This window comes from Streptomyces sp. NPDC058469, assembly GCF_042721125.1.
Taxonomy (GTDB): domain Bacteria; phylum Actinomycetota; class Actinomycetes; order Streptomycetales; family Streptomycetaceae; genus Streptomyces.
This window is the reverse complement of sequence record NZ_JBHXME010000138.1, coordinates 1-22,626: the sequence shown is the minus strand read 5'-3', so window position 1 is coordinate 22,626 and position 22,626 is coordinate 1. Positions and strand designations below refer to the sequence as shown.

At 69.3% G+C, this 22,626-nt stretch carries 21 protein-coding genes and 5 pseudogenes; 16 read left to right on the top strand and 10 right to left on the bottom strand.

Annotated features, from left to right (window positions below; translation table 11 throughout):
• Position 1: 1 nt before the first annotated feature.
• Together ACFWP5_RS39740 and ACFWP5_RS39735 are read right to left on the bottom strand one after the other, a co-directional pair.
• Entirely contained in the window at positions 2-1,063 is a 1,062-nt protein-coding gene (locus ACFWP5_RS39740; RefSeq protein ID WP_384168443.1) for an alkene reductase, read from the bottom strand.
• A gap of 83 nt (positions 1,064-1,146) precedes the next feature.
• A complete protein-coding gene (locus ACFWP5_RS39735; RefSeq protein WP_384168440.1) occupies positions 1,147-2,052 on the bottom strand; it encodes an NADP-dependent oxidoreductase in 906 nt (301 codons plus the stop codon).
• Between the two features lie 719 nt (positions 2,053-2,771).
• Between ACFWP5_RS39735 and ACFWP5_RS39730 the strand changes: the two genes are divergently transcribed.
• The 8 genes and pseudogenes from ACFWP5_RS39730 to ACFWP5_RS39695 all read left to right on the top strand — a co-directional run bounded on the left by ACFWP5_RS39730 (position 2,772) and on the right by ACFWP5_RS39695 (position 9,162).
• The gene (locus tag ACFWP5_RS39730; RefSeq protein ID WP_384168437.1) at positions 2,772-3,002 is read left to right on the top strand and encodes a hypothetical protein; all 231 of its coding nucleotides are present in this window, start codon (positions 2,772-2,774) and stop codon (positions 3,000-3,002) included.
• A complete protein-coding gene (locus ACFWP5_RS39725; RefSeq protein WP_384168434.1) occupies positions 2,980-3,492 on the top strand; it encodes a DUF6879 family protein in 513 nt (170 codons plus the stop codon). Before ACFWP5_RS39730 ends, ACFWP5_RS39725 begins: the two co-directional genes overlap by 23 nt.
• A 27-nt stretch (positions 3,493-3,519) precedes the next feature.
• Positions 3,520-3,714: pseudogene (locus ACFWP5_RS39720) on the top strand (helix-turn-helix domain-containing protein); the annotation flags it as partial.
• A gap of 636 nt (positions 3,715-4,350) precedes the next feature.
• Positions 4,351-5,100, top strand: coding sequence for an SDR family oxidoreductase (locus tag ACFWP5_RS39715; RefSeq protein ID WP_384168431.1), 750 nt, complete (start codon positions 4,351-4,353; stop codon positions 5,098-5,100).
• 518 nt (positions 5,101-5,618) lie between these two features.
• Complete coding sequence (locus tag ACFWP5_RS39710; protein ID WP_384168428.1) at positions 5,619-6,458, top strand: helix-turn-helix transcriptional regulator; 840 nt, start codon at positions 5,619-5,621, stop codon at positions 6,456-6,458.
• 290 nt (positions 6,459-6,748) lie between these two features.
• Positions 6,749-7,342, top strand: a complete 594-nt coding sequence (locus ACFWP5_RS39705) for a TetR/AcrR family transcriptional regulator (protein ID WP_384168425.1) — start codon at positions 6,749-6,751, stop codon at positions 7,340-7,342.
• A gap of 105 nt (positions 7,343-7,447) precedes the next feature.
• Complete coding sequence (locus ACFWP5_RS39700) at positions 7,448-8,185, top strand: NADPH-dependent F420 reductase (RefSeq protein WP_384168422.1); 738 nt, start codon at positions 7,448-7,450, stop codon at positions 8,183-8,185.
• Positions 8,186-8,463: 278 nt separating this feature from the next.
• Positions 8,464-9,162, top strand: a complete 699-nt coding sequence (locus ACFWP5_RS39695; RefSeq protein ID WP_384168420.1) for a nitroreductase — start codon at positions 8,464-8,466, stop codon at positions 9,160-9,162.
• A 184-nt stretch (positions 9,163-9,346) separates the two neighbouring features.
• On the opposite strand, the pseudogene ACFWP5_RS39690 reads toward ACFWP5_RS39695, so the two are convergent.
• From ACFWP5_RS39690 to ACFWP5_RS39680, 3 genes and pseudogenes are all read right to left on the bottom strand, one after another.
• Positions 9,347-9,439 (bottom strand): annotated as a pseudogene (locus ACFWP5_RS39690) (hypothetical protein); the annotation flags it as partial.
• A 100-nt stretch (positions 9,440-9,539) separates the two neighbouring features.
• Positions 9,540-9,692 (bottom strand): CocE/NonD family hydrolase, encoded by a 153-nt coding sequence (locus tag ACFWP5_RS39685; RefSeq protein ID WP_384168417.1) that lies wholly within the window; start codon positions 9,690-9,692, stop codon positions 9,540-9,542.
• 132 nt (positions 9,693-9,824) lie between these two features.
• Positions 9,825-10,703: an alpha/beta fold hydrolase gene (locus ACFWP5_RS39680; RefSeq protein ID WP_384168414.1), complete on the bottom strand. Its 879-nt coding sequence runs from the start codon at positions 10,701-10,703 to the stop codon at positions 9,825-9,827.
• A 787-nt stretch (positions 10,704-11,490) separates the two neighbouring features.
• On the opposite strand from ACFWP5_RS39680, the gene ACFWP5_RS39675 reads away from it, so the two are divergent.
• The 4 genes from ACFWP5_RS39675 to ACFWP5_RS39660 all read left to right on the top strand — a co-directional run bounded on the left by ACFWP5_RS39675 (position 11,491) and on the right by ACFWP5_RS39660 (position 16,245).
• Positions 11,491-12,990, top strand: coding sequence for an MFS transporter (locus ACFWP5_RS39675; protein WP_384168411.1), 1,500 nt, complete (start codon positions 11,491-11,493; stop codon positions 12,988-12,990).
• A gap of 405 nt (positions 12,991-13,395) precedes the next feature.
• Complete coding sequence (locus ACFWP5_RS39670; protein WP_384168408.1) at positions 13,396-13,965, top strand: TetR/AcrR family transcriptional regulator; 570 nt, start codon at positions 13,396-13,398, stop codon at positions 13,963-13,965.
• Between the two features lie 310 nt (positions 13,966-14,275).
• Positions 14,276-15,400 carry a 4Fe-4S binding protein gene (locus ACFWP5_RS39665; protein WP_384168405.1) on the top strand — a complete coding sequence of 375 codons (1,125 nt, stop codon included), beginning with the start codon at positions 14,276-14,278 and terminating at the stop codon, positions 15,398-15,400.
• A 275-nt stretch (positions 15,401-15,675) separates the two neighbouring features.
• Positions 15,676-16,245: a TetR/AcrR family transcriptional regulator gene (locus ACFWP5_RS39660; RefSeq protein ID WP_384168402.1), complete on the top strand. Its 570-nt coding sequence runs from the start codon at positions 15,676-15,678 to the stop codon at positions 16,243-16,245.
• Between the two features lie 24 nt (positions 16,246-16,269).
• On the opposite strand, the gene ACFWP5_RS39655 is transcribed toward ACFWP5_RS39660, so the two are convergent.
• Positions 16,270-16,782 carry a TetR/AcrR family transcriptional regulator gene (locus ACFWP5_RS39655; RefSeq protein ID WP_384168399.1) on the bottom strand — a complete coding sequence of 171 codons (513 nt, stop codon included), beginning with the start codon at positions 16,780-16,782 and terminating at the stop codon, positions 16,270-16,272.
• A gap of 91 nt (positions 16,783-16,873) precedes the next feature.
• On the opposite strand from ACFWP5_RS39655, the pseudogene ACFWP5_RS39650 reads away from it, so the two are divergent.
• A pseudogene (locus ACFWP5_RS39650) lies at positions 16,874-17,068 on the top strand (SDR family NAD(P)-dependent oxidoreductase); the annotation flags it as partial.
• A gap of 246 nt (positions 17,069-17,314) precedes the next feature.
• Here ACFWP5_RS39650 and ACFWP5_RS39645 read toward each other — a convergent pair.
• Positions 17,315-17,686, bottom strand: coding sequence for a DUF1330 domain-containing protein (locus ACFWP5_RS39645; RefSeq protein WP_384168396.1), 372 nt, complete (start codon positions 17,684-17,686; stop codon positions 17,315-17,317).
• Positions 17,687-17,743: 57 nt separating this feature from the next.
• A complete protein-coding gene (locus tag ACFWP5_RS39640) occupies positions 17,744-18,445 on the bottom strand; it encodes an SDR family oxidoreductase (RefSeq protein ID WP_384168393.1) in 702 nt (233 codons plus the stop codon).
• A gap of 146 nt (positions 18,446-18,591) precedes the next feature.
• Here ACFWP5_RS39640 and ACFWP5_RS39635 point away from each other — a divergent pair.
• Positions 18,592-19,006: pseudogene (locus tag ACFWP5_RS39635) on the top strand (transposase); the annotation flags it as partial.
• Positions 19,007-19,414: 408 nt separating this feature from the next.
• Here ACFWP5_RS39635 and ACFWP5_RS39630 read toward each other — a convergent pair.
• The gene (locus tag ACFWP5_RS39630; protein ID WP_384168390.1) at positions 19,415-20,323 is read right to left on the bottom strand and encodes a helix-turn-helix transcriptional regulator; all 909 of its coding nucleotides are present in this window, start codon (positions 20,321-20,323) and stop codon (positions 19,415-19,417) included.
• A gap of 152 nt (positions 20,324-20,475) precedes the next feature.
• Between ACFWP5_RS39630 and ACFWP5_RS39625 the strand changes: the two genes are divergently transcribed.
• Complete coding sequence (locus ACFWP5_RS39625; protein ID WP_384168387.1) at positions 20,476-20,649, top strand: hypothetical protein; 174 nt, start codon at positions 20,476-20,478, stop codon at positions 20,647-20,649.
• A 958-nt stretch (positions 20,650-21,607) separates the two neighbouring features.
• Here ACFWP5_RS39625 and ACFWP5_RS39620 read toward each other — a convergent pair.
• Positions 21,608-21,961, bottom strand: coding sequence for an RICIN domain-containing protein (locus ACFWP5_RS39620; RefSeq protein WP_384168384.1), 354 nt, complete (start codon positions 21,959-21,961; stop codon positions 21,608-21,610).
• 97 nt (positions 21,962-22,058) lie between these two features.
• Here ACFWP5_RS39620 and ACFWP5_RS39615 point away from each other — a divergent pair.
• A pseudogene (locus tag ACFWP5_RS39615) lies at positions 22,059-22,626 on the top strand (hypothetical protein); the annotation flags it as partial.

The following is a 22,626-nucleotide window of genomic DNA, read 5'->3' as shown; positions in this document are numbered from 1 at the left end:
CTCAGCCGGTGTGGGTGGGGTAGTCGGTGTAGCCGGCCACTCCGCCGCCGTAGAAGGTCCCCGGGTCGGGGGTGTTCAGCGGCGCGCCGGCGCGGAGCCGCTCGACCAGGTCCGGGTTGGCGAGCGCGAGGGCGCCGACGGAGACGAGGTCGGCCGTGCCGTTGTCGATGTCCTTGGCACGGGCGGGCAGGTCGGTCCCGCCCCGGTTCAGGATCAGCGTGGTCGGCCACAGCGCGCGCACAGTGCCCAGCAGCTCCTCGTCGCCCGCGTGCATCACGTGGAGGTATGCCAGGCCCAGGGGGCGCAGGGCGTCCAGGAGCGCCGGATACAGCTCGGCGGTGTCGGACTCGGCGATGTCGTTGAAGGGGTTGCCGGGAGAGATACGGATGCCGGTGCGCTCGGCGCCGATCTCGTCGGCCACCGCGGCGGCGACCTTGACGGCGAAGCGGATGCGGCCCTCGATCGAGCCGCCGTAGCCATCGGTGCGCTGATTGGTGTTGTCGGACAGGAACTGGTGCACCAGGTAGCCGTTGGCGCCGTGGATCTCCACGCCGTCGGCGCCTGCCGCGACGGCAGCCGCTGCGGCGCGCCGGAAGTCGTCGACGGTCGCCGCGACCTCCTGCGTCGACAGAGCACGGGGGATCGGCATCTCCTGGGGCCCCGACGCGGTGAACATCGCGCCCTGCGCCTGGATCGCCGAAGGGGCGACCGGCCGGCGCCCGTGGGGGGTGTTGTCGGGGTGGGCGATGCGTCCGGTGTGCATCAGCTGGATGACGATCCGGCCGTCGGCCGCGTGCACGGCGTCGGTGACCTTGCGCCACCCGGCGATCTGCTCGTCATTGTGGATGCCGGGGGTCAGGAGGTAGCCCTGGCCGTCGGCGGAGGGCTGGGTTCCCTCGGTGATGACGAGCGCGTGCGACGCCCGCTGGGCGTAGTACTCGGCGTTCAGCTCGGTCGGTACGCCTTCAGGTGTGGAGCGGTCACGGGTCATGGGGGCCATGACCAGGCGGTGCGGCAGAGATATGCCGCCAACAGTGGTCGGCGTCCACAGGGAATCCAGCATGAGGGGGTCCTTCGATAGGGCGGTGACCGGCCGGTCACCGTAAACGCAGCGGGTGGTCGTGGGGAGGCGGTGGGCGGGCGTGCTCAGTCGACGCTCAGGACGAGCTTGCCCCGCACGTGCCCGGCGTCGCTGACCTGCTGGGCCGTGGCCGCCTGGTCGAGCGGATAGGCGGTGACGGTGGTGATGAGCTTGCCGGCCGCGGCGTCCTGGGCCAGGGCGGCCAGGCGGGCGGTCGAGCGTTCCTGGGAGCCCTGGGAGAAGGTGATGCCCAGCTGTCGTGCGCCGAAGTCGGCGATGGTGACGATGCGCTCGGGGCCGCCCCGCAGGGCGATGGAGTCCTTCAGGGCTCCCTTCCCGGCCAGGTCGAACACCGCGTCCACGCCGTCGGGGGCCAGCGCCTGCACCCGCTCGACCAGGCCGTCGCCGTACACGGTCGCGGTGGCGCCGAGCGAGGTGAGGTAGTCCTGGTTGGAGGGGCCCGCGGTGGCAATCACGCGTGCTCCGCGGGCCGTGGCGAGCTGGACCGCCACAGTGCCGACCGCTCCGGACGCGCCGTGCATCAGCACGGTCTCCCCGGGAGCGACGCCCAGCAGGTCCAGGACCCGCTCGGCCGTCTCGCCGGCCACCGGCAGCGCGACCGCGTGCTGCCAGTCGAGGCCGGCGGGCTTGGGGGCCACGGTGGTGGCCAGCGCGTACTGGGCGTACGAGCCGGTGTCCGACCAGCCCAGGACCTCATCGCCGACCTGCACGTCGCTCACACCCTCACCCAGGGCGTCGACCACGCCGGCGAGCTCGCCACCGGGGACGGCGGGGAGGGCCGTCGGGCGGACGGCCTCCAGCATCCCGGAGCGGATCTTGCCGTCCAGCGCGTTCAGACCGGCGGCCTTCACACGGACCCGGACCTGGCCGGGGCCGGGCTGCGGCACCTCGATGTCCGCCTCATGCAGCACGTCCGGGCCGCCGAACTGGTCGAAAACGATTGCTTTCATGATGACTCCATTTCCTTCGACCACCAAAAGCGTGGCTGGCCACATAATCAAGGTAACAGCAATCGTGTGGCTAGCCAACTATTGGTGGACGTGGGGGCGAAGCCAGCCACCTCCGCTCGATTCGGGGTGCGCCGATCACTTGTATGGCCGTTCACGCCAACCACGCGAAACGAACGCGGCGACCGCCAAGGGGTGCCCGTACTGCAGATCGCCCAGGAACTTGTCATCGCCTCGGGCAAGAACACGGGCTGGCGACCCACGGTCGCCACCGTCTACCGCACCCTCGCCGAGGGTGAATCGGAGAGCTGAGCAGTCACCGGAGACCAGGCCGGGTTCGAGTTCGACCGGCGCCGCACATGCACGTGCGCGCCCTCCACGTCACAGCCCAAGGCGCGCGAGTCCGGCAGCAGATGGCAGTCGCTGCGGCGCAGCCCGGCCACCTGCCCGCGCCGCAACCCCACACGGGAGTGCAGGTGGCTTGAGCCGTTCCCCGGCCTGGGACGGCGCTTCTCCTCCCGGTTCCGAGGAAGGGCGGGTAGCGATCAAATCCGGCCGCCCATGGGGTGATGCGGCCAGCTGGCCCTTCGTCACGCTGAACCGGGCGCCGTAAGGTCAACTTCCACACCTGCCTGGCAAGTTTCGGCAAGTTCCTGGCTCCACGGCACAGCTGCGGGCAAGCTCTGGCACAGAGATCGTTGCCGGCATCCGAGGAGGACATCATGGCCCTGCGCCAGCTCGGTAAGGACCCGGAGAGTCCCAGTGGCGGCTCCCCCACCATCTACCTCGACGAGGAGAAGGACAGCTACCTCGTGCAGGGGCTGAAGGTGGAGGACATCGAGCGCCTCGGGCAGATGGACATCCCCGGCCATGAGTCGGCGGTGGAGATCCCCCGGCGGATGGTGCAGTTCCTCCTGGAGGTGAAGAAGGTTGACGAGGACCCCGACGTTTGAGGAGCTGTTCCGCGACTGCCAGCGGACGGCCGTCCATCTGGAGATGCGCGACGCCTACATGAAGTCGGACCCGGCCTTCATCGACTGGAAGGCCGGCATCACGCTCGACCCGGCCGAGCGCTGGGGCGACTGGCACAGCATCGTCACGGAGGCCACCTCACGAGGCGTCGAGGTCCGCCGGGCCCGCGTCGTCTCGACTCCCGTCAGCGAATACATCCGCTTCGAGTACGACGTGACGGACGGACTCAACATCGCCGCCGGCGAAGCCGTGCGCTGGCTCTCCCGGCGAAACGCAACGGGCCTCGCACTTCCGGGCAACGACTTCTGGCTCTTCGACTCCAGCCTCGTCCTCATCAACCACTTCGACGGTGAAGGCGAGAACATGGAGGTGGAACTCACGGAAGACCCTGAGGTGGCAAAGCTCTGCGAGTCGGCCTTCGAGGCCGTATGGGCGCGGGCAACACCGCACGCAGAGTTCCAGCCGGTCTGACAGCCCGAACAGCGCCGTCGCAACGACATGACATCGCCATCTTCGAGCGTTCAGGAAGCCCGCAGGGCTCTCGGTAGACGCCTGAGCGAAATCCAGCTCGAAGCCGGGCTCACCAAGCGAGCGTTGGCCAGCAGCCTCGGCTGGCACGAGTCGAAGTGTTCGCGCTTCGAGAGCGGCACGCGTCCGCCCTCGGAGCGCGACCTGCGTGCGTGGGCTGCTGCTTGCGGTGCGGAGAGCACGGCCGAGGATCTCATCTCGACAGCCCGCGGCATCGAGGGGATGTATGTCGAGTGGCGCAGGTTGGAGCGCACCGGCCTGAAGCAGGCCCAGGAGTCCGTCCTCCCCCTGTGGGAACGCACCCAGCGCTTCCGCTTCTACTCCCCGTGGCTCATTCCCGGCCCGGTGCAGACGGCCTCGTACATCACCGCACTGCTCACCCTCACGACGGCGCCCGGTCGCCGCGCGTCACGTCACACGAATGCCCTCGCGGTCTTCGAGGGCGCTGATGGCGGTGGCGGTGAGGCTGTGGGTGATATGGCCTCGCATCAGCTGGGCGGCTTCGGCGGCGCGGCCGTCCACGATGAGGGAGACAGGTTGGTGGTGGGCCCGCGTGGATGCTGCGGTTCAACGACGGATCCGCCGTTACCGCACCGACTGCGATCCTGGCCACCGGGGTCTCCTACCGGCGGCTCGCCGCGCCGGGTCTGGAGGTGCTGACCGGCTGTGGCGTCTTCTACGACCCAGCCAGGGTCCGTCGATCCATGGATAAACCGTCCTCTCCCGCCCCTGCGCGGGCGCCCCTACGGTCGAGACTGCGGGCGCTCACCGGCCCGCCGTAACCAAGGAGCGAGACCCCCCATGAAGATGACCGGCAACACGATCCTGATCACCGGCGGAACCTCGGGCATCGGGCTCGGCCTGGCCCTGCGCCTGCACGAGGCCGGCAACAAGGTGATCGTCGCCGGCCGGCGCAAGGAACTCCTCGACGAGATCACGGCCGAGCACCCGGGCATCGACGGGCTCGTCCTCGATGTCGCCGACCCCGACTCGATCGCCCGGGCCCGTGAGACCGTGGCGGCGAGCCACCCGGGGCTGAACGTCCTGGTCAACAACGCGGGCATCATGCTGCGGGAGAACCTCCTCGACCCGACCGAACTGCCGGTCGCCGAGGATCACGTCGCGACCAATCTGCTCGGCACGATCCGGATGACGTACGCCTTCCTGCCCCTGCTCACGGGCAAGGACGACGCGGTCGTCATGAACGTCACCTCCGCACTGGCGTTCGTGCCGTATCCGAGCACCCCGACCTACAGCGCGACCAAGGCCGCGCTGCACTCCTTCTCCGACAGCCTGCGCATCCAGCTCGCCGGTGCTGACGCCGGCGTCCAGGTGATCGAGGTCGCCCCGCCGGGCGTGCGCACGACCCTGCTGGGCCAGGAGGACAACGAGCACGCCATGCCGCTGGACGACTTCCTCACCCAGGCTCTCGACCTGCTGCGCGAGAAGCCCGACGCGAAGGAGATTGTTGTCGAGGGCGCCAGGTTCATCCGCGACGCGCAGGCCAACGGCTCCTACGACGACGTCCTCGCCATGATCGCCAGCAGCTGACCGACCTGTAGTGACCGACGCGGAACAACAGCACGCGGGTAGGTCCTGTGGGGCCACATCGTGGACGGACGCGAGGTGGACCGCCTCGGGGAGGGTCTCACCGAGGACGCGGAACGGTAGGTAAGCGTCTTGGGTGTCGCCCCGGTCGTCGCACGGGAGGCGGCCCGGCTCCGTCCTGGGCGCCAACGGGCACCCGAGCGCCTGGGCCGACACGGCGCACACCGTCGTCTCGACCAGGCCGACCGACGCGCCCGGGACCGCTCCCGAAGCGTCGGGCGCCGTCGACGGGGGACCGTCACCGAAGGCCGTCTCCCATACCGGCGGCCGGCGGAGCACCGCCGACGGTCAGCGAATTCCCCAGCGGGCCATGCAGGCCAAGGAACCATCGGGTCGTCCCGCCGCGAGCACCCTCGGCGTCGGCCTCGCTCATGGGCGGCTTCGCGCGGGTGGGAGAGGAGTGCTCAGCCATGGATCGGCGGTCTCTGGATAGCCGGCCGGGATACGGCGAGGATGGGGGCATGGACAAGAAGGAACTGGCGGATTTCCTGCGCCACCGGCGTGAGACGCTGCGCCCCCGCGACGTCGGGCTGGTCGAGGGGCCGCGCAGGCGTACCCAAGGACTGCGCCGCGAGGAGGTCGCGCAGCTCGTCGGCATGTCCACCGACTACTACGCCCGTCTGGAACAGCAGCGTGCCCCGCAGCCCTCTCTCCAGATCACCACGGCTCTCGCCCGGGCCCTGCGGCTGTCCCTGGACGAACGCGACCATCTCTTCGTGCTCATCGGCCACAACGCCCCGGCCCGTTTCCACCGCTCCGAACATGTCAGCCCGCCGCTGATGCGGGTCCTGGACCGCCTGGACGACTCCCCGGCCCTGGTGCAGACCGACCTGGTCGACACTCTCGCGATGAACCCCTTGGCCGTCGCGCTGCTCGGCGACCAGACCCGCCACACAGGTCTGGCCCGAAGCGGCTACTACCGCTGGTTCATGGACCCGGCCGAACGTCTGATGGTTCCCGAGGAGACCCGCGAACGCCACGGCCGCGCCCAGGCAGCACGCCTGCGGGCCGCGCTGACAGCCGGAAGCGACACCCCCCGGGCCGCCCGCATCCTCGCCGAACTCCAGGAACACAGCCCCGAGTTCGTCCGCATGTGGGAACTTCAGGAGGTCGCACAGAGCTACGAAGACTGCAAGACCATCCTCCATCCCGAACTCGGCCGCATCGACGTCGACGCCCAGGTCCTGTTCACCGAGAACCGCGCCCAGACCCTGGTGGTGCTGACCACTCGCCCCGGCACGGAGAGCCACAGCAAACTCGAACTGCTCTCCGTCATAGGGCACCAGCAGCTCACCCCCTGACGTCCTGGGCCGGGCGAGGGGTCAGGGCTCGGCGCGGGAGGGCCGAACAAGCGGGTCACGGTCCAGGACGCCGGAAGTCGTCGGGACCGGCAGTGCGGCACCGCACACACCCAGCTCCGCACGGCTCTTGCCCTGCGCGCTGCGGCCAGACAGGTGGGCCCCTGTGCTGTCCGGGCTCCGTGGCCGGTCCTCCGATTTGACCGGATGCTGCCTCCGTTTTACTCTCGGATACATACGGAGGCAGCATCCGTTTTGATGCGGACGCAGGATCAGGGCAGGCAGGAGGGTGCATGAGCGCCGGTGAACTGCGGGGACGCAAGCCCCGCGCGGACGTCCAGCGCAACCGCGCTGCCCTCCTGGAGACCGCGCAGCGTCACTTCCTGCAGCACGGGGTCGGCACCTCCCTGGAGGCGGTGGCCAAGGATGCCGGCGTCGGACCCGGCACCCTGTACCGGCACTTCCCCACCCGGGAGGCACTGCTGGCGGCCGTGCTGCAGACGCGCTCCGAGGAGCTGGTGGCCCGCCAGGCGGACATCGAACAGCTCGTCGACGCCGCCGAGGCGCTGGAGCAGTGGCTGCGGGCGATGGAGGAGTACTTCAGCGCCTTCAGCGGGCTGCCGGACCCGCTCATGGCCGCGGCCAGGGCGCAGGAGCGGGACAACCCGCTCACCATCCCCTGCGACATCCTCATCTCCGCCACCGATCAGTACGTGCGAGCCGCGCAGCTCGCGGGGCGCGTGCGCGCGTCGGTGCGGGGGCACGACCTGTTCCTCGCGGCCTGCTCCGTTGCCTGGATCAAGGGCACCGGCACCGAGGAGGAGCCGCTCGACCGGCTTCGCACGCTCATCGCGAACGGCTATCGCGAGCGGGACACCCAGGCGTAAACGTCACGCACCCCGCCCCGGCCCACGCAACACCAGGTGATACCACCACCCGGCCATCACATCTCGCTGCCCTCAGGGGCAGCGCAACCTCCCGAGGAACAAATCATGAAAATTACTGTCATAGGCGCTGGCGCCATCGGCGGGAACCTCGCTGCCAAGCTCAGCACGGCCGGTCACGACGTCCAGGTGGCCGACGCCCGCGGCCCCGAGGCCGTCCGGGCGGAGGTGCTGGAGGCCGGGGCCCGCGCGGCGGACCTCGCCGACGCCGTCCGGGGCCGGGACGTCATCGTCCTGTCGATCCCGTTCGGGGTGGCGGGCCAGCTGGCGGACCTGTTCGCGTCGGTGCCCGACGAGACGGTGGTCATCGACACCTCGAACTACTACCCCGGCATGCTCAGCGAGCCGATCGAGGCGGTGGACAACGGCCAGGTGGAGAGCGTGTACACCGCCGAGCTGCTCGGCCGCCCCGTGGTCAAGGCGTGGAACGCCGCGCTGGCCGAAACCCAGCGGACCAAGGGCGTCCCGGCCGGAACGCCCGGCCGCCTCGCCATCCCCGTCGCCGGCGACTCCGAGGACGCGCGCAAGGTGGCCATGAGCCTGGTGGACGACACCGGCTTCGACCCCTACGACACCGGCACACTGGCCGACTCCTGGCGCCAGCAGCCGAACAGCCCCGCCTACTGCACCGAACTGACCCTCGACGAACTGCCGGCGGCCCTGGCCGCGGCCGACCGCGTCAAGGACGCGGCCATCCGCGACAGCCTCCCGGAACGCTTCGCATCCCTCCCGGCCAACCCCACCGTCGACGACGTCGTCGAGATGAACCGCGCCGCCCACCGCTGAGCCACCCGACGCGGCTCTCGTGCACGCAACGACACGAGAGCGGCGGCGTCGGCAGCCCACGAAAACACAAGACGAACACGAAGAGCGCACAGTCCCCCACGCTGCGACCTGCGGTCTCGGCGCGCCGCTGCCTGCGAGCATCCGCATGCCTGCCGGTACCCGCGAAGGGTGCGTCCCGCGCCCGGCCCTTACGTCAGCTGCCTCGTCGCACGGCCTGCCGTACCGCGCCGTGCCGCGGCCTCCGTGGCGGTGACTGCGCGCCGCGGAGAGGAACCGCCTTGCCCGGCACCACATCACCCTTCACCGACATCGCACGCTCCCGACGCTCCCCCCGGCGGTTCCTGCCCACCGCCCTGTCCCCTTCCGACATCCGCGGCGTGCTGGACGACGCACAGACGGCCCCCTCGAACAGCAACACCCAGCCGTGGACCGTGCACGTCGTCTCGGGTGCGGCGCGGGAAGCTCTGGGCAAAGAGCTGCTCCGGGCCGAGGAGGAGGGACGGACCTCCCCGGATTTCACCGATGGCTACGGCGAGGGGCTCTACCTGGAGCGGTCGCAGACCCTGGGCACGAGTGTCTACCGCTCCCGGGGCGTCGAGCGCTCGGACGGGCACGGCAGGCGGGCGGCAGTCCGCGAGAACCTGGAGTTCTACGGCGCTCCCCATGCCGCCTTCCTGTTCATGCCGGCACTCGGCGACGGGGTACGGACGGCCGGCGACATCGGCATGTACGCGCAGAACTTCCTGCTCTCGCTGGCGGCCCGGGGGCTGGCCGGCATCCCGCAGACCGTGCTCGGCGTCTATGCCGACACCGTCCGCGAGTTCCTGGGTGTCCCCGCGGAGCTCAAGCTGCTGTTCGGCATCTCCTTCGGCATGGCCGACCCGGCGGCACCGGTGAACACGCTCCGCACGGAGCGGGTTCCGCTGCAGCGGAGCGTGGTCCTGCATGACACCCCGGGAGTCCTCGGCAGGCCGTAGTTCCTCCGCCCGCAGGAACCGTCCGGCGCCTGGGCCGAGCCGCCACTCGTCCGGCCCGGGCCGGACGCCGCACGGTCTTTTGCAATCCGGAGGATTCCCCGCATTGCAGGGGCTGCCCGGGGAGCCTGAGGGTGTCGGCACCCTGCAGGAGGGACCAGGGGACGGTGAGGCCGAGCTCGATCACGCCGCCGCACGTCCACAGCCCGTCGTCCGGATCGGACCACGCGATCATCGGCGCGATGGCCTTCAAGTCCGGCGGTTTCGACAGCGCCGCCATCCACTGGGTGTTGCCGAAATAGCTGCCGCCGATCATGCCGACCGAGCCGTTGGAGCCGTGGAGGGCGGCAGCCTACCGTGTCGTAGCCGTCACTCTCCTCTTACGTGAACGGCTCCCCCTCCCCCTCGGAAGCGAACCGGCCTCGGGTGTCCTGGATGATCACCATGAACCCGCGCCGGGCAGCCGCCAACGGATCAAGCATGACGGTCATCACGGAGGTCTGCTTGCCGTACGGCAGCCGGCTCAGCAGCACCGGTCACGGCTCCGCGCCGCCGGGGTGGTAGACATCCGCGCGCAGCACCGTGCATCACGCATCCGCGCCGGAACGTCGACCTCGATCTGGATCTCCGCCATGCACTGCTCCCTGGGTCAGTGGTCCCGGGGGTCAGGCCACCGCGTTCAACAGGTCGGCCAGCACGTCGGGCCGTTCCAGGGCGATGAAGTGGCCTGCCTTGGGGACCTGGGTGAAGTCGGCGGCCGGAAGCAGTTGCTTGTTGGCTTCCCGGTCCGAGGGGCGGGACCAGTCCTTTTCGCCGTAGACGAGGTGGACGGGCGCCTTGATCTCGGGGTAGCGCGGGCGGGCTGCGATGAGGCTGGGCAGGGCCTGGTACACGGCCCGGGCCACGGTCGGGTAGCCGGGCCGGCTGCCCACCTGGAGGAGCTCGTCCACGTAGTCCTCGCGCAGCGCGCGCTTGTCGCCGAGGCCGCCCTGAAGGATCTTGCGCAGGGCGGGCTTGGGCTCGACCCCGGCGATCACGGGACCCACACCGGGCGCGAGGACACCGCTGACCACCACACGGGCGAGAAGGCTCGACCTGGCGATGCCGCCGCGGAAGTCGTAGGTGTTCACCGCGACGACACGTCGTACCCGCTCCGGGAGATCGGCCGCAGCGGTCAGGGCGAGCACCGCACCCATGGACTCCCCGACCAACGTCACGTCATTCAGGTCGAGTTCGGTCAGCAGCCGCTCGACGCCCGCACGCATCGCGGGCTCGTCGTACGACGCCCCGGGCACGATCTCGGAGTAGCCCATCCCCGGCAGGTCGAGGGCGTACACGGTGTACCGGTCCGCGATCAGCGGGATGAGGTGGCGGAAGTGCTCGGCCTGAGTGCGCACGGTGTGCAGCAGAACGAGGGGGGCACCGGTCCCCGCCTTGAGGTAGCGCAGCGTTCCCTCACGGCCGCCGGATCCCGCGCGCGGGACGAGGGTGTGGCTGGTGGTCCCCGGAATGTGAATCGTGGGACGTGACTCTTGGCTGGGCATCTCGCCGACTCCTTGTGTGTGAGGGGGTTACCAAAACGGTCATGACTCTCTCCGGAGAATGAGAAACCGATCGGTTTCCATCAAGGTAAACCGATAGGTTTCAAGGCGCAAGCCCGGCAGGCTTCGGCTTCACCGGGGCGTTCCGTACCCGTGGATAACTGGGACGACGAGCTCTCCACCTGCCTGTCCGGTCTGGTCGATGTCGGCGTCGTCCAAGCCGAGTTGGAGCTTGAGGTCGAGTCGGGCCAGCGCGGACGTACAGGGAACGGCGTGACGACCTCTCGTCGACCCGCCAGGCCACTCTTTCCGGCAATCTCATGCCGGCCGCTCCCGGCAGGATGCGCACCACCAGCACGTCCACCAGGACCGCGAACACCATGCCGACGCCGAAGTGCCTCATGGTCGGCACGTCGCTCATCCCGCCTCATCCCGACCTCCGCCAGTGGCACGCACAGCAGCACCGAGCCGGCCGCGTCCAGGGTGTCGCCGTAGATCGCCGACCCACTGGCCAAGTACGTCCGGACGTCCTGCGGTCTTGGCGGTACGGCACAAGGTGTCGGCGCCGACACGGACTCTCCGCCGGCAGAACAGCCGTGCCGCGACGCCGGGCAACAAGTCGCTTGCCGGGGCAGCGCCGTCGGCCTCCGCGGACTTCGACCCTGGCGGGGCAGTCCCGGGCCAGAAGCGACCCGTTCACTTGCACCTGGGAAACCGATCTGTTTTCCTGAGTGGAAACAGATCGGTTTCCGACTGATGGTCGGCCCATGACCAGCGACTAAGGGGAAAAGTGAGTACCACCTTCGACCGCGGGGCGCCCGCCTCCGGGAAAACAGACTCGGGCCGCCGCGGCTCACATGCCGTGCGCTGGTGGGTGCTCGTCGTGCTGGGCGTGGCGCAGCTCATGGTCACGCTCGATGCGACCGTCGTGAACATCGCACTGCCCGAAGCGCAACATGACCTCGGTTTCAGTGACGGCAGCCGACAGTGGGTCATCACGGGGTACGCCCTGGCGTTCGGCAGCCTGCTGCTGCTCGGGGGCCGACTCGGTGACCTGTTCGGCCGACGTACGACCTTCGTGACCGGCCTGATCGGTTTCGCGACCGCATCCGTCGTCGGCGGCGCGGCCAGCAGCTTCGACATACTCGTCGCGGCACGCGTGGCCCAGGGCCTCTTCGCCGCGCTGCTCGCGCCCGCGGCGCTCTCACTGCTCAGCGTGACCTTCACCCAGCCGACCGAAAGGCCGAAAGCCTTCGGCATCTTCAGTGCGTTGTCCGGTGCGGGCGCCGCGATCGGACTCCTGCTCGGCGGCATGCTCACCGAATGGGCGTCGTGGCGCTGGGTGATGTACGTGAACGTCGTTTTCGCGGGCGTCGCGCTGGTCGGCGCGTTGCTGTTGCTGGCCAAGCCTGCGGTCACCGAGCGACCCAAGATCGACATTCCTGGCACCGTCGTGGTGAGCGCCGCGCTGTTCGGCATCGTCTACGGGTTCGCGCACGTCGAATCCACCAGTTGGACCGATCCGGTCGCCCTCGGCTCCATGATCAGCGGCGTGGTGCTGCTCGCGGTGTTCGTATGGCTGGAGTCCAGGGTCGCGCATCCGCTGCTGCCGCTGCGAGTCGTGCTGGACCGGACCCGAGGTGGTTCGTTCCTGGCCGTGTTCGTCCTGGGCATGGGAATGTTCTCGATCTTCCTGTTCCTGACCTACTACCTGGAGGCCAGCATCGGCTACTCGCCGATCAAGGCCGGCCTGTCCTTCCTGCCGATGGTCGGCGGCATCGTCGCCGCGTCGACCACGGTGCCTTCGCTGCTGCTGCCCAGGGTCGGCCCGAAGGCCGTGGTCAGCGCCGGCTTCCTGGTCTCCGCATCCGGTATGGCCCTGCTGACCCGGCTCACGCTGGACAGCGCCTACGTCGCCGACATCATGCCGGGCATGATCCTGCTGGGTCTCGGTATCGGCGGGGTGATGACCACCGCGTTCCAGGGGGCGACCGCAGGGGTGCACCACGAGGACGCGGGCGTCGCCTCGGCGCTGATCAACACCAGCCAGCAGGTGGGCGGCTCGATCAGCACGGCGCTGCTGACCACCGTCGCCTCGTCGGCCGCGACCGACTACCTGTCCTCGCACAAGCCGGGCGCGCTGACCGTGGCCCGGGCCGGGGTCGAGAGCTACACGGCCACCCTGGCGTGGGGCGCCGGGATCTTCGTGGTCGGGGCGGTGCTCACGGCGTTCCTGATGCCGAATTCAGCTCTGGCGCCGTCGGAGGGCGAGCCTGTGATCGCCCACTGAGGCCGAATCCACCGTGGTAAGAAATGTCCTGCGCTGATTGGTGCCCTCCAGGCACGAATCAGCGCAGGAACACAGGGGCCCTCAGAGATGGTCCCGTGTGTTCCGTCTTCAGCAAACCGATCATCGCCGGCAGCGGGCGCCCGCGAGGCGGGCTGAATGTGCGAGGCCGACGGACACGTGGGCCGTCGTGGGTGCCACCGGGTGCAGTCACAGCAGCGGCAGGCCAGCGGTGCCGGCCGAGCCCGGCAAGGAGGGTGAGCGCACCGATTCCGGAGACCGCGATGGGGGTGCCGACGTCCCACACCACCCCCATCAAGGCGCCGCCCGGCTTCTACCGCTTCCTCACAGCACTCACCCGTAAACCGATCGGTTTCCAACGGGCCGGAATCGAGTTAACCTCGGAATATGACCACCGAAGCAATGCCAAGCTCCCGAGAGCGACTGCTGGAGGCAGCGGCCACACTCACCTACCGAAACGGCGTCAACATCGGCGTCGACGCGCTGTGCAAGGCGGCGGGGGTGTCCAAGCGCTCCATGTACAAGCTGTTCGAGAGCAAAGGCGAACTGCTGGCGGCAAGCCTGGAGGAACGCGCCTCCGTCTATGTGACGACCCTCCTTCCCGCGGCGGACGACAACCGTCCACCCCGCGAACGGATCCTGCACGTCTTCGAACAGGCGGAGGCACAGGCGGGTGCACCCGACTTCCAGGGCTGCCGGTACCTCGTCGTGCAGATCGAGCTCAAGGACCCGAGCCACCCCGCGAGCCGGGTGGCCCATCGGGTCAAGGAGAACCTGACAGCCTTCTTCCGCGCCGAGGCCGAACAGGGCGGGGCGAGCGACCCGGACCTGCTGGCCCGTCAGCTGATCCTGGTTTTCGACGGCGCCAGCGCCCGTGCGGGAATCAAGGCCGACACGCAGGCCGGGCTCACCACACCCACCGTGGCCGCCCTGCTCGATGCAGCGGACATGCGCTGACGCCATCGCGTGACGAGCAGCTGCGGCGAGCGATGCGCTCAACGAGTCGCAGCCGCCCCCGGCTATCGAGCAACTCCCATGGGGCCCACGCCCGTTGCCAGCCGGGGACCAGCACCCCGGCCTGATTCCCGGGCTGAGCCCCGAGCATCCGACGATCGATTGCCAACGCCCGCGAGGAACCTGATCGACAGTCCGAAGGAGAGGCTCGCGCTGGGGCTTGCGCGCGAAAACCGATCGGTTTACGGTGGTGAAACTGATCGGTTTCTCGCCCGTGGTGGCGAGCCTCGCACCCGCATCCCTAGGAGCACGGATGACTGCCGCGCGCGACACCGAGGGGCAACCCACTCATCCCCCGCTTCCGGCGAAGCTGGCGGCCCACCCGTCGGTACAGGCCGTACTAGCCCGGCGCAGGACCGGCGCCTCGGGTCGCCCGCCCGCGGTGATCGACGCGGCTTGGCTGCGTGAGCTGTGCCTGGCGGCCGGGGCGGACGACGCTGCCGCGGTGAGCCTGGACCACCCCGATCTGGCCGGCGAGCGCGAGTACGCGCAGTCGGCGCTGCCCGGCACCCGCACCCTGATCGCGATGGCGGTCCGGATGAACCGCGACAACTGCCGCTCCCCCGCCCGCAGCGTGGCCAACCAGGAGTTCCACCAGACCGACGAACAGGCCAACCACGCCGCCCGCAGCGTCACCCGGGCACTCCAGGACGCCGGATACCGTGCGCTCAATCCGTCCGTCGGCTTCCCCCAGGAGATGGACCGCTTCCCCCGCGAGCGGATCTGGGTGGTGGCACACAAGACGGTCGCGGTGGCCGCCGGACTCGGCGTGATGGGCCTGCATCGCAACGTCATCCACCCGAAGTTCGGCAGCTTCGTCCTGCTGGTCACCGTGCTGGTGGACGCGGAGGTGAGCGAGTACGGGCAGGCACTGGACTACAACCCGTGCATCGACTGCAAGTTGTGCGTCGCCGCCTGCCCGGTCGGCGCCATCGCCAAGGACGGCGCCTTCGACGCGCTGGCCTGCACCACGCACAACTACCGCGAGTTCATGAGCGGGTTCACCGACTGGGCGCAGACCGTGGCCGACAGCGAGGACGCCGCCGACTACCGCTCCCGGGTCACCGATTCCGAGAGCGCCTCCATGTGGCAGAGCCTGAGCTCTCCGCCCGGCTACAAGTCCGGCTACTGCCTCGCTGTCTGCCCCGCCGGCGAGGACGTCCTGGGCCCGTACCTGGACGACCGCAAGTCGTTCATGGACACCGTGCTGCGACCGCTCCAGGACAAGAAGGAAACCCTGTATGTCCTGCCGGGCTCCCACGCGCAGGAGTACGCCCGGCGCCGCTTCCCCCACAAGCCCGCCAAGGAAGTCACCGGCGGCTGGCATCCCCCGGCGAGCCGTTCCGCGTCCACCGGCCGAGAGACACGTACGTCATGAGGGGCAGCCACCCGTTTTACGACCGCAAGGGACTGCACCGCATCCCGGCGGAGACGAAGCCGGAGAATACCGCCGCACGGGCATGACGGCAGGTCACCCAGGACGGGCCTTTACTCGCAGTGGCCCCGGTGTGCGTCGCCCTGACGGGGACGGCAGGCGCGCATACCATCACGGCTCGGCGACGGCCCTTCCCCCAGGCCGTCGCCGAGCCCCTGCCGGGAACCTCCGGAAACCGATCGGTTTTCATTTCGTCCGCTCCGGGTTAACCTCACGACATGAGCACCGAAGTGAAACTGAGCCCCAGGGAGCGCCTGCTGGAGGCGGCGGCCACGCTCACCTACCAAGACGGCGTCAGCATCGGAGTCGAGGCGCTGTGCAAGGCGGCGGGGGTGTCCAAGCGCTCCATGTACCAGCTGTTCGAGAGCAAGGACGAGCTCCTGGCAGTGAGCCTGAAGGAGCGCGCCTCCGCCTACGCGGCAACTCTCCTGCCTGCGGCGGACGACGGCCGGTCGCCCCGCGAGCGGATCCTGCACGTTTTCGAGCAGGTGGAATCGCAGGCAGGGGCGCCCGAGTTCCGGGGCTGTCGGTATCTGGCGGTGCAGGTCGAGCTCAAGGACCAGAGTCACCCGGCGAGCCGCGTGGCTCACCAAGTCAAGGCGAATCTGACGGCCTTCTTCCGCGCCGAGGCCGAACAGGGCGGGGCGGGCGATCCCGATCTGCTGGCCCGGCAGCTCAGCCTGGTCTTCGACGGCGCGAGCGCCCGCGCGGGAATTCAGGCCGACAACCTGACCGGGCTCGTCACACCCACCGTGACCACCCTGCTCGACGCGGCAGGCGTGCACTGACGCATCCCCGTTCGGAACACCCCCTCACCTCCCGGCGTCCACGGGAAGCCCGATGGCCGTGAGCGTGTTGCCGAGCATGCCGCAGGCGAAGAAGCCTGCGGTCTTCTCGGCATCAGCACCCAGCGACAGGTGCACGGCTTCCCGGATACTCGTCCAGCCGGCCCGGACGACTTCACCGATCAGGTCGTCGCCCTGCGCCACGGTGACATATCCCTGCATCTGCATCAGGAGCGTTTCGGGGTACGTCGAGATCAGCTGCGCATAGGCGTCCGCCATCGCCTGCCGGGCTCGCTCGCCTCCCTCCACCCCGTCGGCCGCCCTCTCGAAAGCCAAGCGAGTGTCTTCCGCGCTCCGCACCAGAGCGGCGACGAAGATCGCCTTCTTGTCCGGGAAAAGCCGGAAGAGATACGGCTGCGTGACGCCGACCCGCTCGGCGATCGCAGCCGTGGTGGTGCCCCGGTAGCCGGTGATCGCGAACTCCGCGATCGCCGCGCGAATGACGCTCTCGCGCCGCTCCCGCGCACTGACTCCGCCCATGACCCCACCCCTTGCCTGAACTTGCACACGGAAACCGATCGGTTTACTGTAGCGGAAACCGATCGGTTTTGAATGGGGGCAGGGGTCCAGGATGACGACAGATCGGCCGGTGGCACTCGTGACGGGTGCGTCATCCGGCATCGGGAAGGAAACCGCACTCGCCCTCGTCGCAGCGGGCTTCCTCGTGGTCGGCACAGGCCGCGACACCTCACATGTCACCCCGCTCGGGGGTGTGACGCTCCTCGACCTCGACGTGGTCAGCGACGCCTCGGTCGCCGCCGCGGTGTTCGACAAGCAGATCCGCAAGATGAACCAGCCGGCCGACTGACGCAGGATTCTCCACCTCACCCAGCGCCGGGCCTGGACCAGCGAGATCACCGCCGCCCTCGAACGGCTCACGCTCCTGCCGACCACGCCCGGCTGGCCGGCAACCGCCACCGGTCGCCGGTCTGCCCACCATCAGCTCCGGAAAGCGAAAGGAAAGCGAAAGGGCCCACCGACTCCGTCGGCGGACCCCAACGAAAGATCGCGGCTAGGGCTTGAGCACCGCCAGTACATCGTCGAGCGAAACGGCAGCGGGGTCACTCATATCGGAACCATCGAAAGTCTGCCAGATATAGGACGCCGTCCCGCTCTCCCGCAGCGGATGCAGGTCGGCCAATTCCGGATCGTCCCGGAACCTGTTGAACGCCTCTTCGGATTCCCATTCAACGAGGAACAGAACCTGCCGGGGTGCGAGGTCACCGGCCACGTTGTCCCGGAAGCGACCAAACGCCACCATGCGACCACCGTACTGCGGAGCCGCTTCCGGCAAGCGGCTGAAATACGCAAGGTATTTCTCCAGGTCGACCACGTCAAACATATTCAGAGCATAAAACTTCTTCTTCTCCGAATTCGCGCTCAATGCTAATACCCTCTCCGATAAATTGCGGTTGGTGGTGGGGCCCGTCGGGGGTCCGGTCTACTTGGCGAGCTGGGGGTACAGCCCCGCCAGGTCACCGGCCAGGCCCGCCTTGACCTGCCGCGAGATGTCGTCGGCGAGGACCTCGTGGGCGCCGGTCTCAATGCCGTCGAGGGCGAGTGCGGCCACGTCGCGGGGGTCGGACTTGGGGGCGTCGACGCCTGTCGTCAGGTCGGTGTCGACGTAGCCGACGTGCAGTCCGGTGACGGCGATGCCGCGCGGCTGCAGCTCCAGGCGCAGGGAGTTGGTCTGCGACCACAGGGCGGCCTTGGAGGCACTGTAGGAGCCGCCGAGGGCCAGCCAGGACAGGACGGAATGCACGTTGAGGAGGTGGCCGCCACCGTTGCGCTCGATGACCGGCACGAAGGACCGGGCGACCAGCAGCGGACCGTAGAAGTTGGTCTCGAACTCCCGGCGCACGTCGTCGACCGGGGAGTCGAGGAAGGACGCGCCGACCGAGGCACCGGCGTTGTTGATCAACACGGTCACGTCCTGCGCCTGCGCGGCGGCCGCCGCCACCGAGGCCGGGTCAGTGACCTCCAGAGCCACCGGTACGGCGTCCGGGTGCGTCACGCTGCGCGGGTCGCGGGCCGTGGCGTAGACCTTGCCGGCACCACGCGCGTACAGCTCCTCCACCAGCGCCTTGCCGATGCCGCGGCTGCCGCCGGTGACGAAGACGTTCGCGCCCTTCAAAACAGTCATGACTCTCTCCAGGGAATGAGAAACCGATCGGTTTCCAGAAGAGTAAACCGATCGGTTTCCTGGCGCAAGCCCAAGCATCTGCCGATCCCCGCCGCGTCGGCAGGTGAGCTCGGGCCAGGGGGCGCCCCCGGAGCACATCCAGGGCCCTGTGCATCTGCCGAAGGCCGGGCTTGGGCGGCGGTCGGTGTGCCGGCCACCGCAGGACCATCAACGGGATTCCGTACCGGAATCGGACCGGCGTGCCGTGGAGGGTTCCTGCTTGCACGTTCCGCGAAGTGGAAGACCATTTACGAGAGGCGCAGACGCTGGTCGGCGGACGGCACGCGGGGCAGGCTCTCGCGGCCGTCCTGGCCGACGCCGACGCGCAGGGCCGCATTGACTGGTCCATGGTGTCCATGGGTGCCGCCGTCTGCCGGGTCCGCCAGCACGCGGCCGAGACATGCAAGAAGACTCTGAGAGTGCCGAGAAAAGCGCACGCCCCTGCAGAACCACCCCAACGAGGGCCTCGGCCGCTCTCGGGGCGGCTTCACCAGCAAGCTCCACCTCGCGGGCGAGGGCGGCAACGCCCAAGAAGGGGCCAGTCAGCCACGTGCACACGCAATGGCTCCGCGCAGTCGGCCTCGGCACGGACGACTCCACGCAAAAGGTGGGCCGTTTCAGCACGGCACCTACTCCTGGGCAAGCGCCGTGCCCACAGCGTGCCCATAAGACCGGTGAACCACGGTCGACTACGGTGCGATCGTGCGCTCCCGGCCGCCACGTCAGAGTACATATGCCCAGGTCATAGGCTATCCGGCTGCCCAAGCGCCGTCGCTTCCCGAGCTGAGAGTGCGAGTTCGATTCTCGTCACCCGCTCCAGGAGAAACCCCCAGGTCGATGACCCGGGGGTTCTTTGTTGTCCGGACCGGGAGGCGCACACCACAGTTTCTGGTTCACTCCGAACTCGACCGTCACCGTCGGCGGCCCGGGTCACAGTCCTCGGTCGAGGCCGGAGATCTCTGAATCGGGGCGGGCCGGACCGATTCGCGGCAGATGACAGGCCGCACGTAGAGCGTCCATCTTCTCCGCGTCGGTGGTCTCGGCCGCAGTCGTATACGTGACGATCCTCAGGCCGGTGCCGGCAGGCATCAGGACCTCGACGTCGAGGGCGATGTCACCCACCAGGGGATGCTCGATGGTCTTGCGGTCGCCGACGTAGGGGCCGGCGGTGCCGTTGAACCACAGACGGGCGAAGCGCGGGTTGCTTTGAAGCAGGCCTTCGACGAGTGAGGCGAGACGTACGTCATGGGGATGGGCGGCCGCTGTCACACGCAGGTCGGCGACGAGGTCCTCCTCCTGCGCTTCGTTGCCTTTCCACGACCAGACGGGCCATGCCGCAACCGGGTCCCGGCCTCGTGTGTCGCTCGACTGGAACATCCCGGCGACGAGATTGCGCTCGGCCCAGCCGTACGCGCCGGGATCGCCGACCGCGGCCGTCCACATCCTGTTCCAGCCGATGATGGTCCAGTCAGCGGCGAAGACCCCGGCCGGCACTCCTAACTGGTGTACCAGTCGCTGCACGCTCATGGGTATGTGCCTGGACACGTTCCCGACGGAGGGCGGTGCGAGGTGGGCGCAGCGAAACAGATGGTCACGCTCGGACGGGTCGAGACGCAGTGCTCTGGCCAGGGCGGTGACCACTTGGGCCGAGGGGTTGCGAGCGCGGCCCTGTTCCAGCAGCACCACGTAGTCGACCGATATGCCTGCCAGACGGGCCAGTTCTTCGCGGCGCAGTCCAGGAATGCGCCGCTCCGCGCCGGCCCCCAGCCCGCCGTCCTGCGGTGACATGCGCTCACGCCAGCCGCGCAGAGTCATGCCGAAGTGATTCATCGTTGCCATGCGGGCAATCGTCGTCCGGGTGCCGCGGACGACACGAAGCTTGTTTTGCCGCACGACCGATTCGTTACACGGAGTCGAGTCCTGACCGCCGGTGTCGGGTACGGCGCGCCGGCCGACAGAGCGTCGCCGGACGCGTCGGGGGCGACGGCCCCGTGCGCCCGGGTGAGGGCGGCGGCTCGCGGCGCGGCGGCGGTCTCGTCGAGCATCGCGGCGAACACCCGGAAGGGGTGCGGGACTTGAGGCCAGACCCGCAGTTCGACGTGGACGTCGTGCTCGGCGGCGCGGGCCGCCGACCGTGCGGCGCCGTCCAGCAGGATCTCGTGTGAGCCGCCCTCCTTTCGGGGCCGGCGTGGGATCGACAGCGGCCTTGCCGACCGCGCTGTCTCCGGACACGGTCAGGTCGGTCCCAGGGGAGAAGACCGCGCCGACGAGGGTTGGGGCAGGCCGGCGGTCCTCGGCGACGACGAGCGTCGCGATGGCGAGGCCGTCACCCGCGGACTCTCCGATGAAGGCGGTGCGGAAATGCGGAGGTGCAGAAGTGCGGGGGTCCGGGGGTGCGGGGGTCCGGGGGTGCGGGGGTCCGGGGGTGCGGGGGTCCGGGGGTGCGGGGGTCCGGGGGTGCGGGGGTCCGGGGCGGGGGTGCGGAGGTGCGGATCATGAGTAGTGCGGCCGTGCCGGAGGTGATCGGGGACGTTCCGGGAGCGGTAGACGATGCCGCCCCCCTCCGACAGTTCCGTCTCCTGGTCGTCCGTCGCACCACAACAGCGCACTGCCCTCGCTCAGCCTGAAGACCTCGTCCTCACGGGAGTGCGGGTGGTACGGCGGCGCTTCGCCCCTGGTTGACGAAGCACCGTCCGACGGTGGCCGCGCTGTCGCGTGCTGGAAGCAGGCGAACCCGGGGCAGCGGCCGGGGCAGCGGCGAGTCCGCTTCGCGAGCACGGTGTCACGCTCCGCGTCCTGGTGGATTGTGCGCATGCCCAAGTCGACGACGGACTTGGCCTGTTGCACCTCGGTCAAGGCCGGGCCAGGCGCAGGCCGAGGGCAGATTCTGAGGAGACTCTGATGGAACGCTGAGCTGACTCTGTCCCGGGCTCTGAGGGGACGTTGGTCCAGCGGATGGACTGTTCCGTGAACCGCTCGCACCACCCGAGGAGTTCCAGCGGGTACGGGCCCACCAGCACCAGGACGGGACGCCGGAACGCGAAGATCACCGGCCCGTGGCAAGCGCCTCCCCGTCCGGCCAGTACTCCGCCGGCGCGGCGGGCCGGGCGGAGGTGACGTGGGTCATCGAATCGTCCAGGTCTGGTTGTCCCAGCCGTTGCATTCCCAAAGGACCACCACCGTTCCGCTCGTGCCCCCGAAAATGGTGACGCATTTCTGTGACTGATCAGCCAGCAGTTCCGTACCGGAGAAGTGGAATTGCTGGCTGGCGTCGCCGCTGCACCCGGTCAGTTGGATCTCGGTCCGGTCAGCGGTCGCCCCTCCGGCCACGGTCATGCATTTCCCCGACGACCGGAGGGTCCCACCCGATCCGGTCTGCCATCGCTGTGCCGCGGAGTCGTCGCACGTGGCCTGGACCAGCTGTATCCCCTCGGTCGCGGCGCCGCCGCTCAGGCACTTCTCCGTGGCGGGGACCACCAGGGCATGGCCGGTCGGGGCGACCGTCGCGCCGGATCCGCTGTCCGTGGTCGGGGCCTCGCCTCCGGGTTCCGGGTCGGAATCCTCGTGTCCGGCCTTGGGCGTCGACTCCTGCGATGAGGTGTGGGCCGTCGGGGACGTGACGCTGGAACTCGCAGAGCTCGACGGTGAGGAGACGGAAGAGGCTGTCGGTGTGCCCGCGGACCGCGACGTCGTGGTGCCGCCGGCTGGGAGCGGACCGGCCGACCCTGTGGCGCTGCCGGCGTTCTTCTCCGTCGTCGTGTTGACCAGCAAGGCGATCGTGATCAGTACCGCCGTGGCGACTCCTGCGGCAAGCACGACCAGCTTCTTCGAACGGCCCGTTCGGCCGGCGGGCCGCGGCGCCTGCGGGTCGGTCGGGGCCGGCTGCGGGCGTTCCGCTGTCCGGTCGGCAGCGGATGCCTCGTGTGTTCTGTGCCCCGAGGTCGGTTCCGGCTTCGAGGTCGGTTCCGGCTTCGGGTCCAGTTCCGGCTTCGGCTTCGGTTCCGGCTTCGAGCTCAGGGCCGGCTTCGCCGCCGTATCCGGAGCGTCGGCCGCCGCCGCACCGGCGGCGGCCGGAGTGGCGGCGGCCGGAGTGGCGGCGGCCGGAGTGGCGGCGGCCGGAGTGGCGGCGGCCGGAGTCGTGG

Bases quoted from the DNA above. Each gene is read 5' to 3' on its own strand.
- ACFWP5_RS39630 (WP_384168390.1), bottom strand. From the start codon at position 20,323: ATGGCAACGATGAATCACTTCGGCATGACTCTGCGCGGCTGGCGTGAG.
- ACFWP5_RS39700 (WP_384168422.1), top strand. From the start codon at position 7,448: ATGAAAATTACTGTCATAGGCGCTGGCGCCATCGGCGGGAACCTCGCT.
- ACFWP5_RS39730 (WP_384168437.1), top strand. From the start codon at position 2,772: ATGGCCCTGCGCCAGCTCGGTAAGGACCCGGAGAGTCCCAGTGGCGGC.
- ACFWP5_RS39660 (WP_384168402.1), top strand. From the start codon at position 15,676: ATGAGCACCGAAGTGAAACTGAGCCCCAGGGAGCGCCTGCTGGAGGCG.
- ACFWP5_RS39680 (WP_384168414.1), bottom strand. From the start codon at position 10,703: ATGCCCAGCCAAGAGTCACGTCCCACGATTCACATTCCGGGGACCACC.
- ACFWP5_RS39670 (WP_384168408.1), top strand. From the start codon at position 13,396: ATGACCACCGAAGCAATGCCAAGCTCCCGAGAGCGACTGCTGGAGGCA.
- ACFWP5_RS39715 (WP_384168431.1), top strand. From the start codon at position 4,351: ATGAAGATGACCGGCAACACGATCCTGATCACCGGCGGAACCTCGGGC.
- ACFWP5_RS39655 (WP_384168399.1), bottom strand. From the start codon at position 16,782: ATGGGCGGAGTCAGTGCGCGGGAGCGGCGCGAGAGCGTCATTCGCGCG.
- ACFWP5_RS39640 (WP_384168393.1), bottom strand. From the start codon at position 18,445: ATGACTGTTTTGAAGGGCGCGAACGTCTTCGTCACCGGCGGCAGCCGC.
- ACFWP5_RS39710 (WP_384168428.1), top strand. From the start codon at position 5,619: ATGGACAAGAAGGAACTGGCGGATTTCCTGCGCCACCGGCGTGAGACG.
- ACFWP5_RS39740 (WP_384168443.1), bottom strand. From the start codon at position 1,063: ATGCTGGATTCCCTGTGGACGCCGACCACTGTTGGCGGCATATCTCTG.
- ACFWP5_RS39735 (WP_384168440.1), bottom strand. From the start codon at position 2,052: ATGAAAGCAATCGTTTTCGACCAGTTCGGCGGCCCGGACGTGCTGCAT.
- ACFWP5_RS39705 (WP_384168425.1), top strand. From the start codon at position 6,749: ATGAGCGCCGGTGAACTGCGGGGACGCAAGCCCCGCGCGGACGTCCAG.
- ACFWP5_RS39665 (WP_384168405.1), top strand. From the start codon at position 14,276: ATGACTGCCGCGCGCGACACCGAGGGGCAACCCACTCATCCCCCGCTT.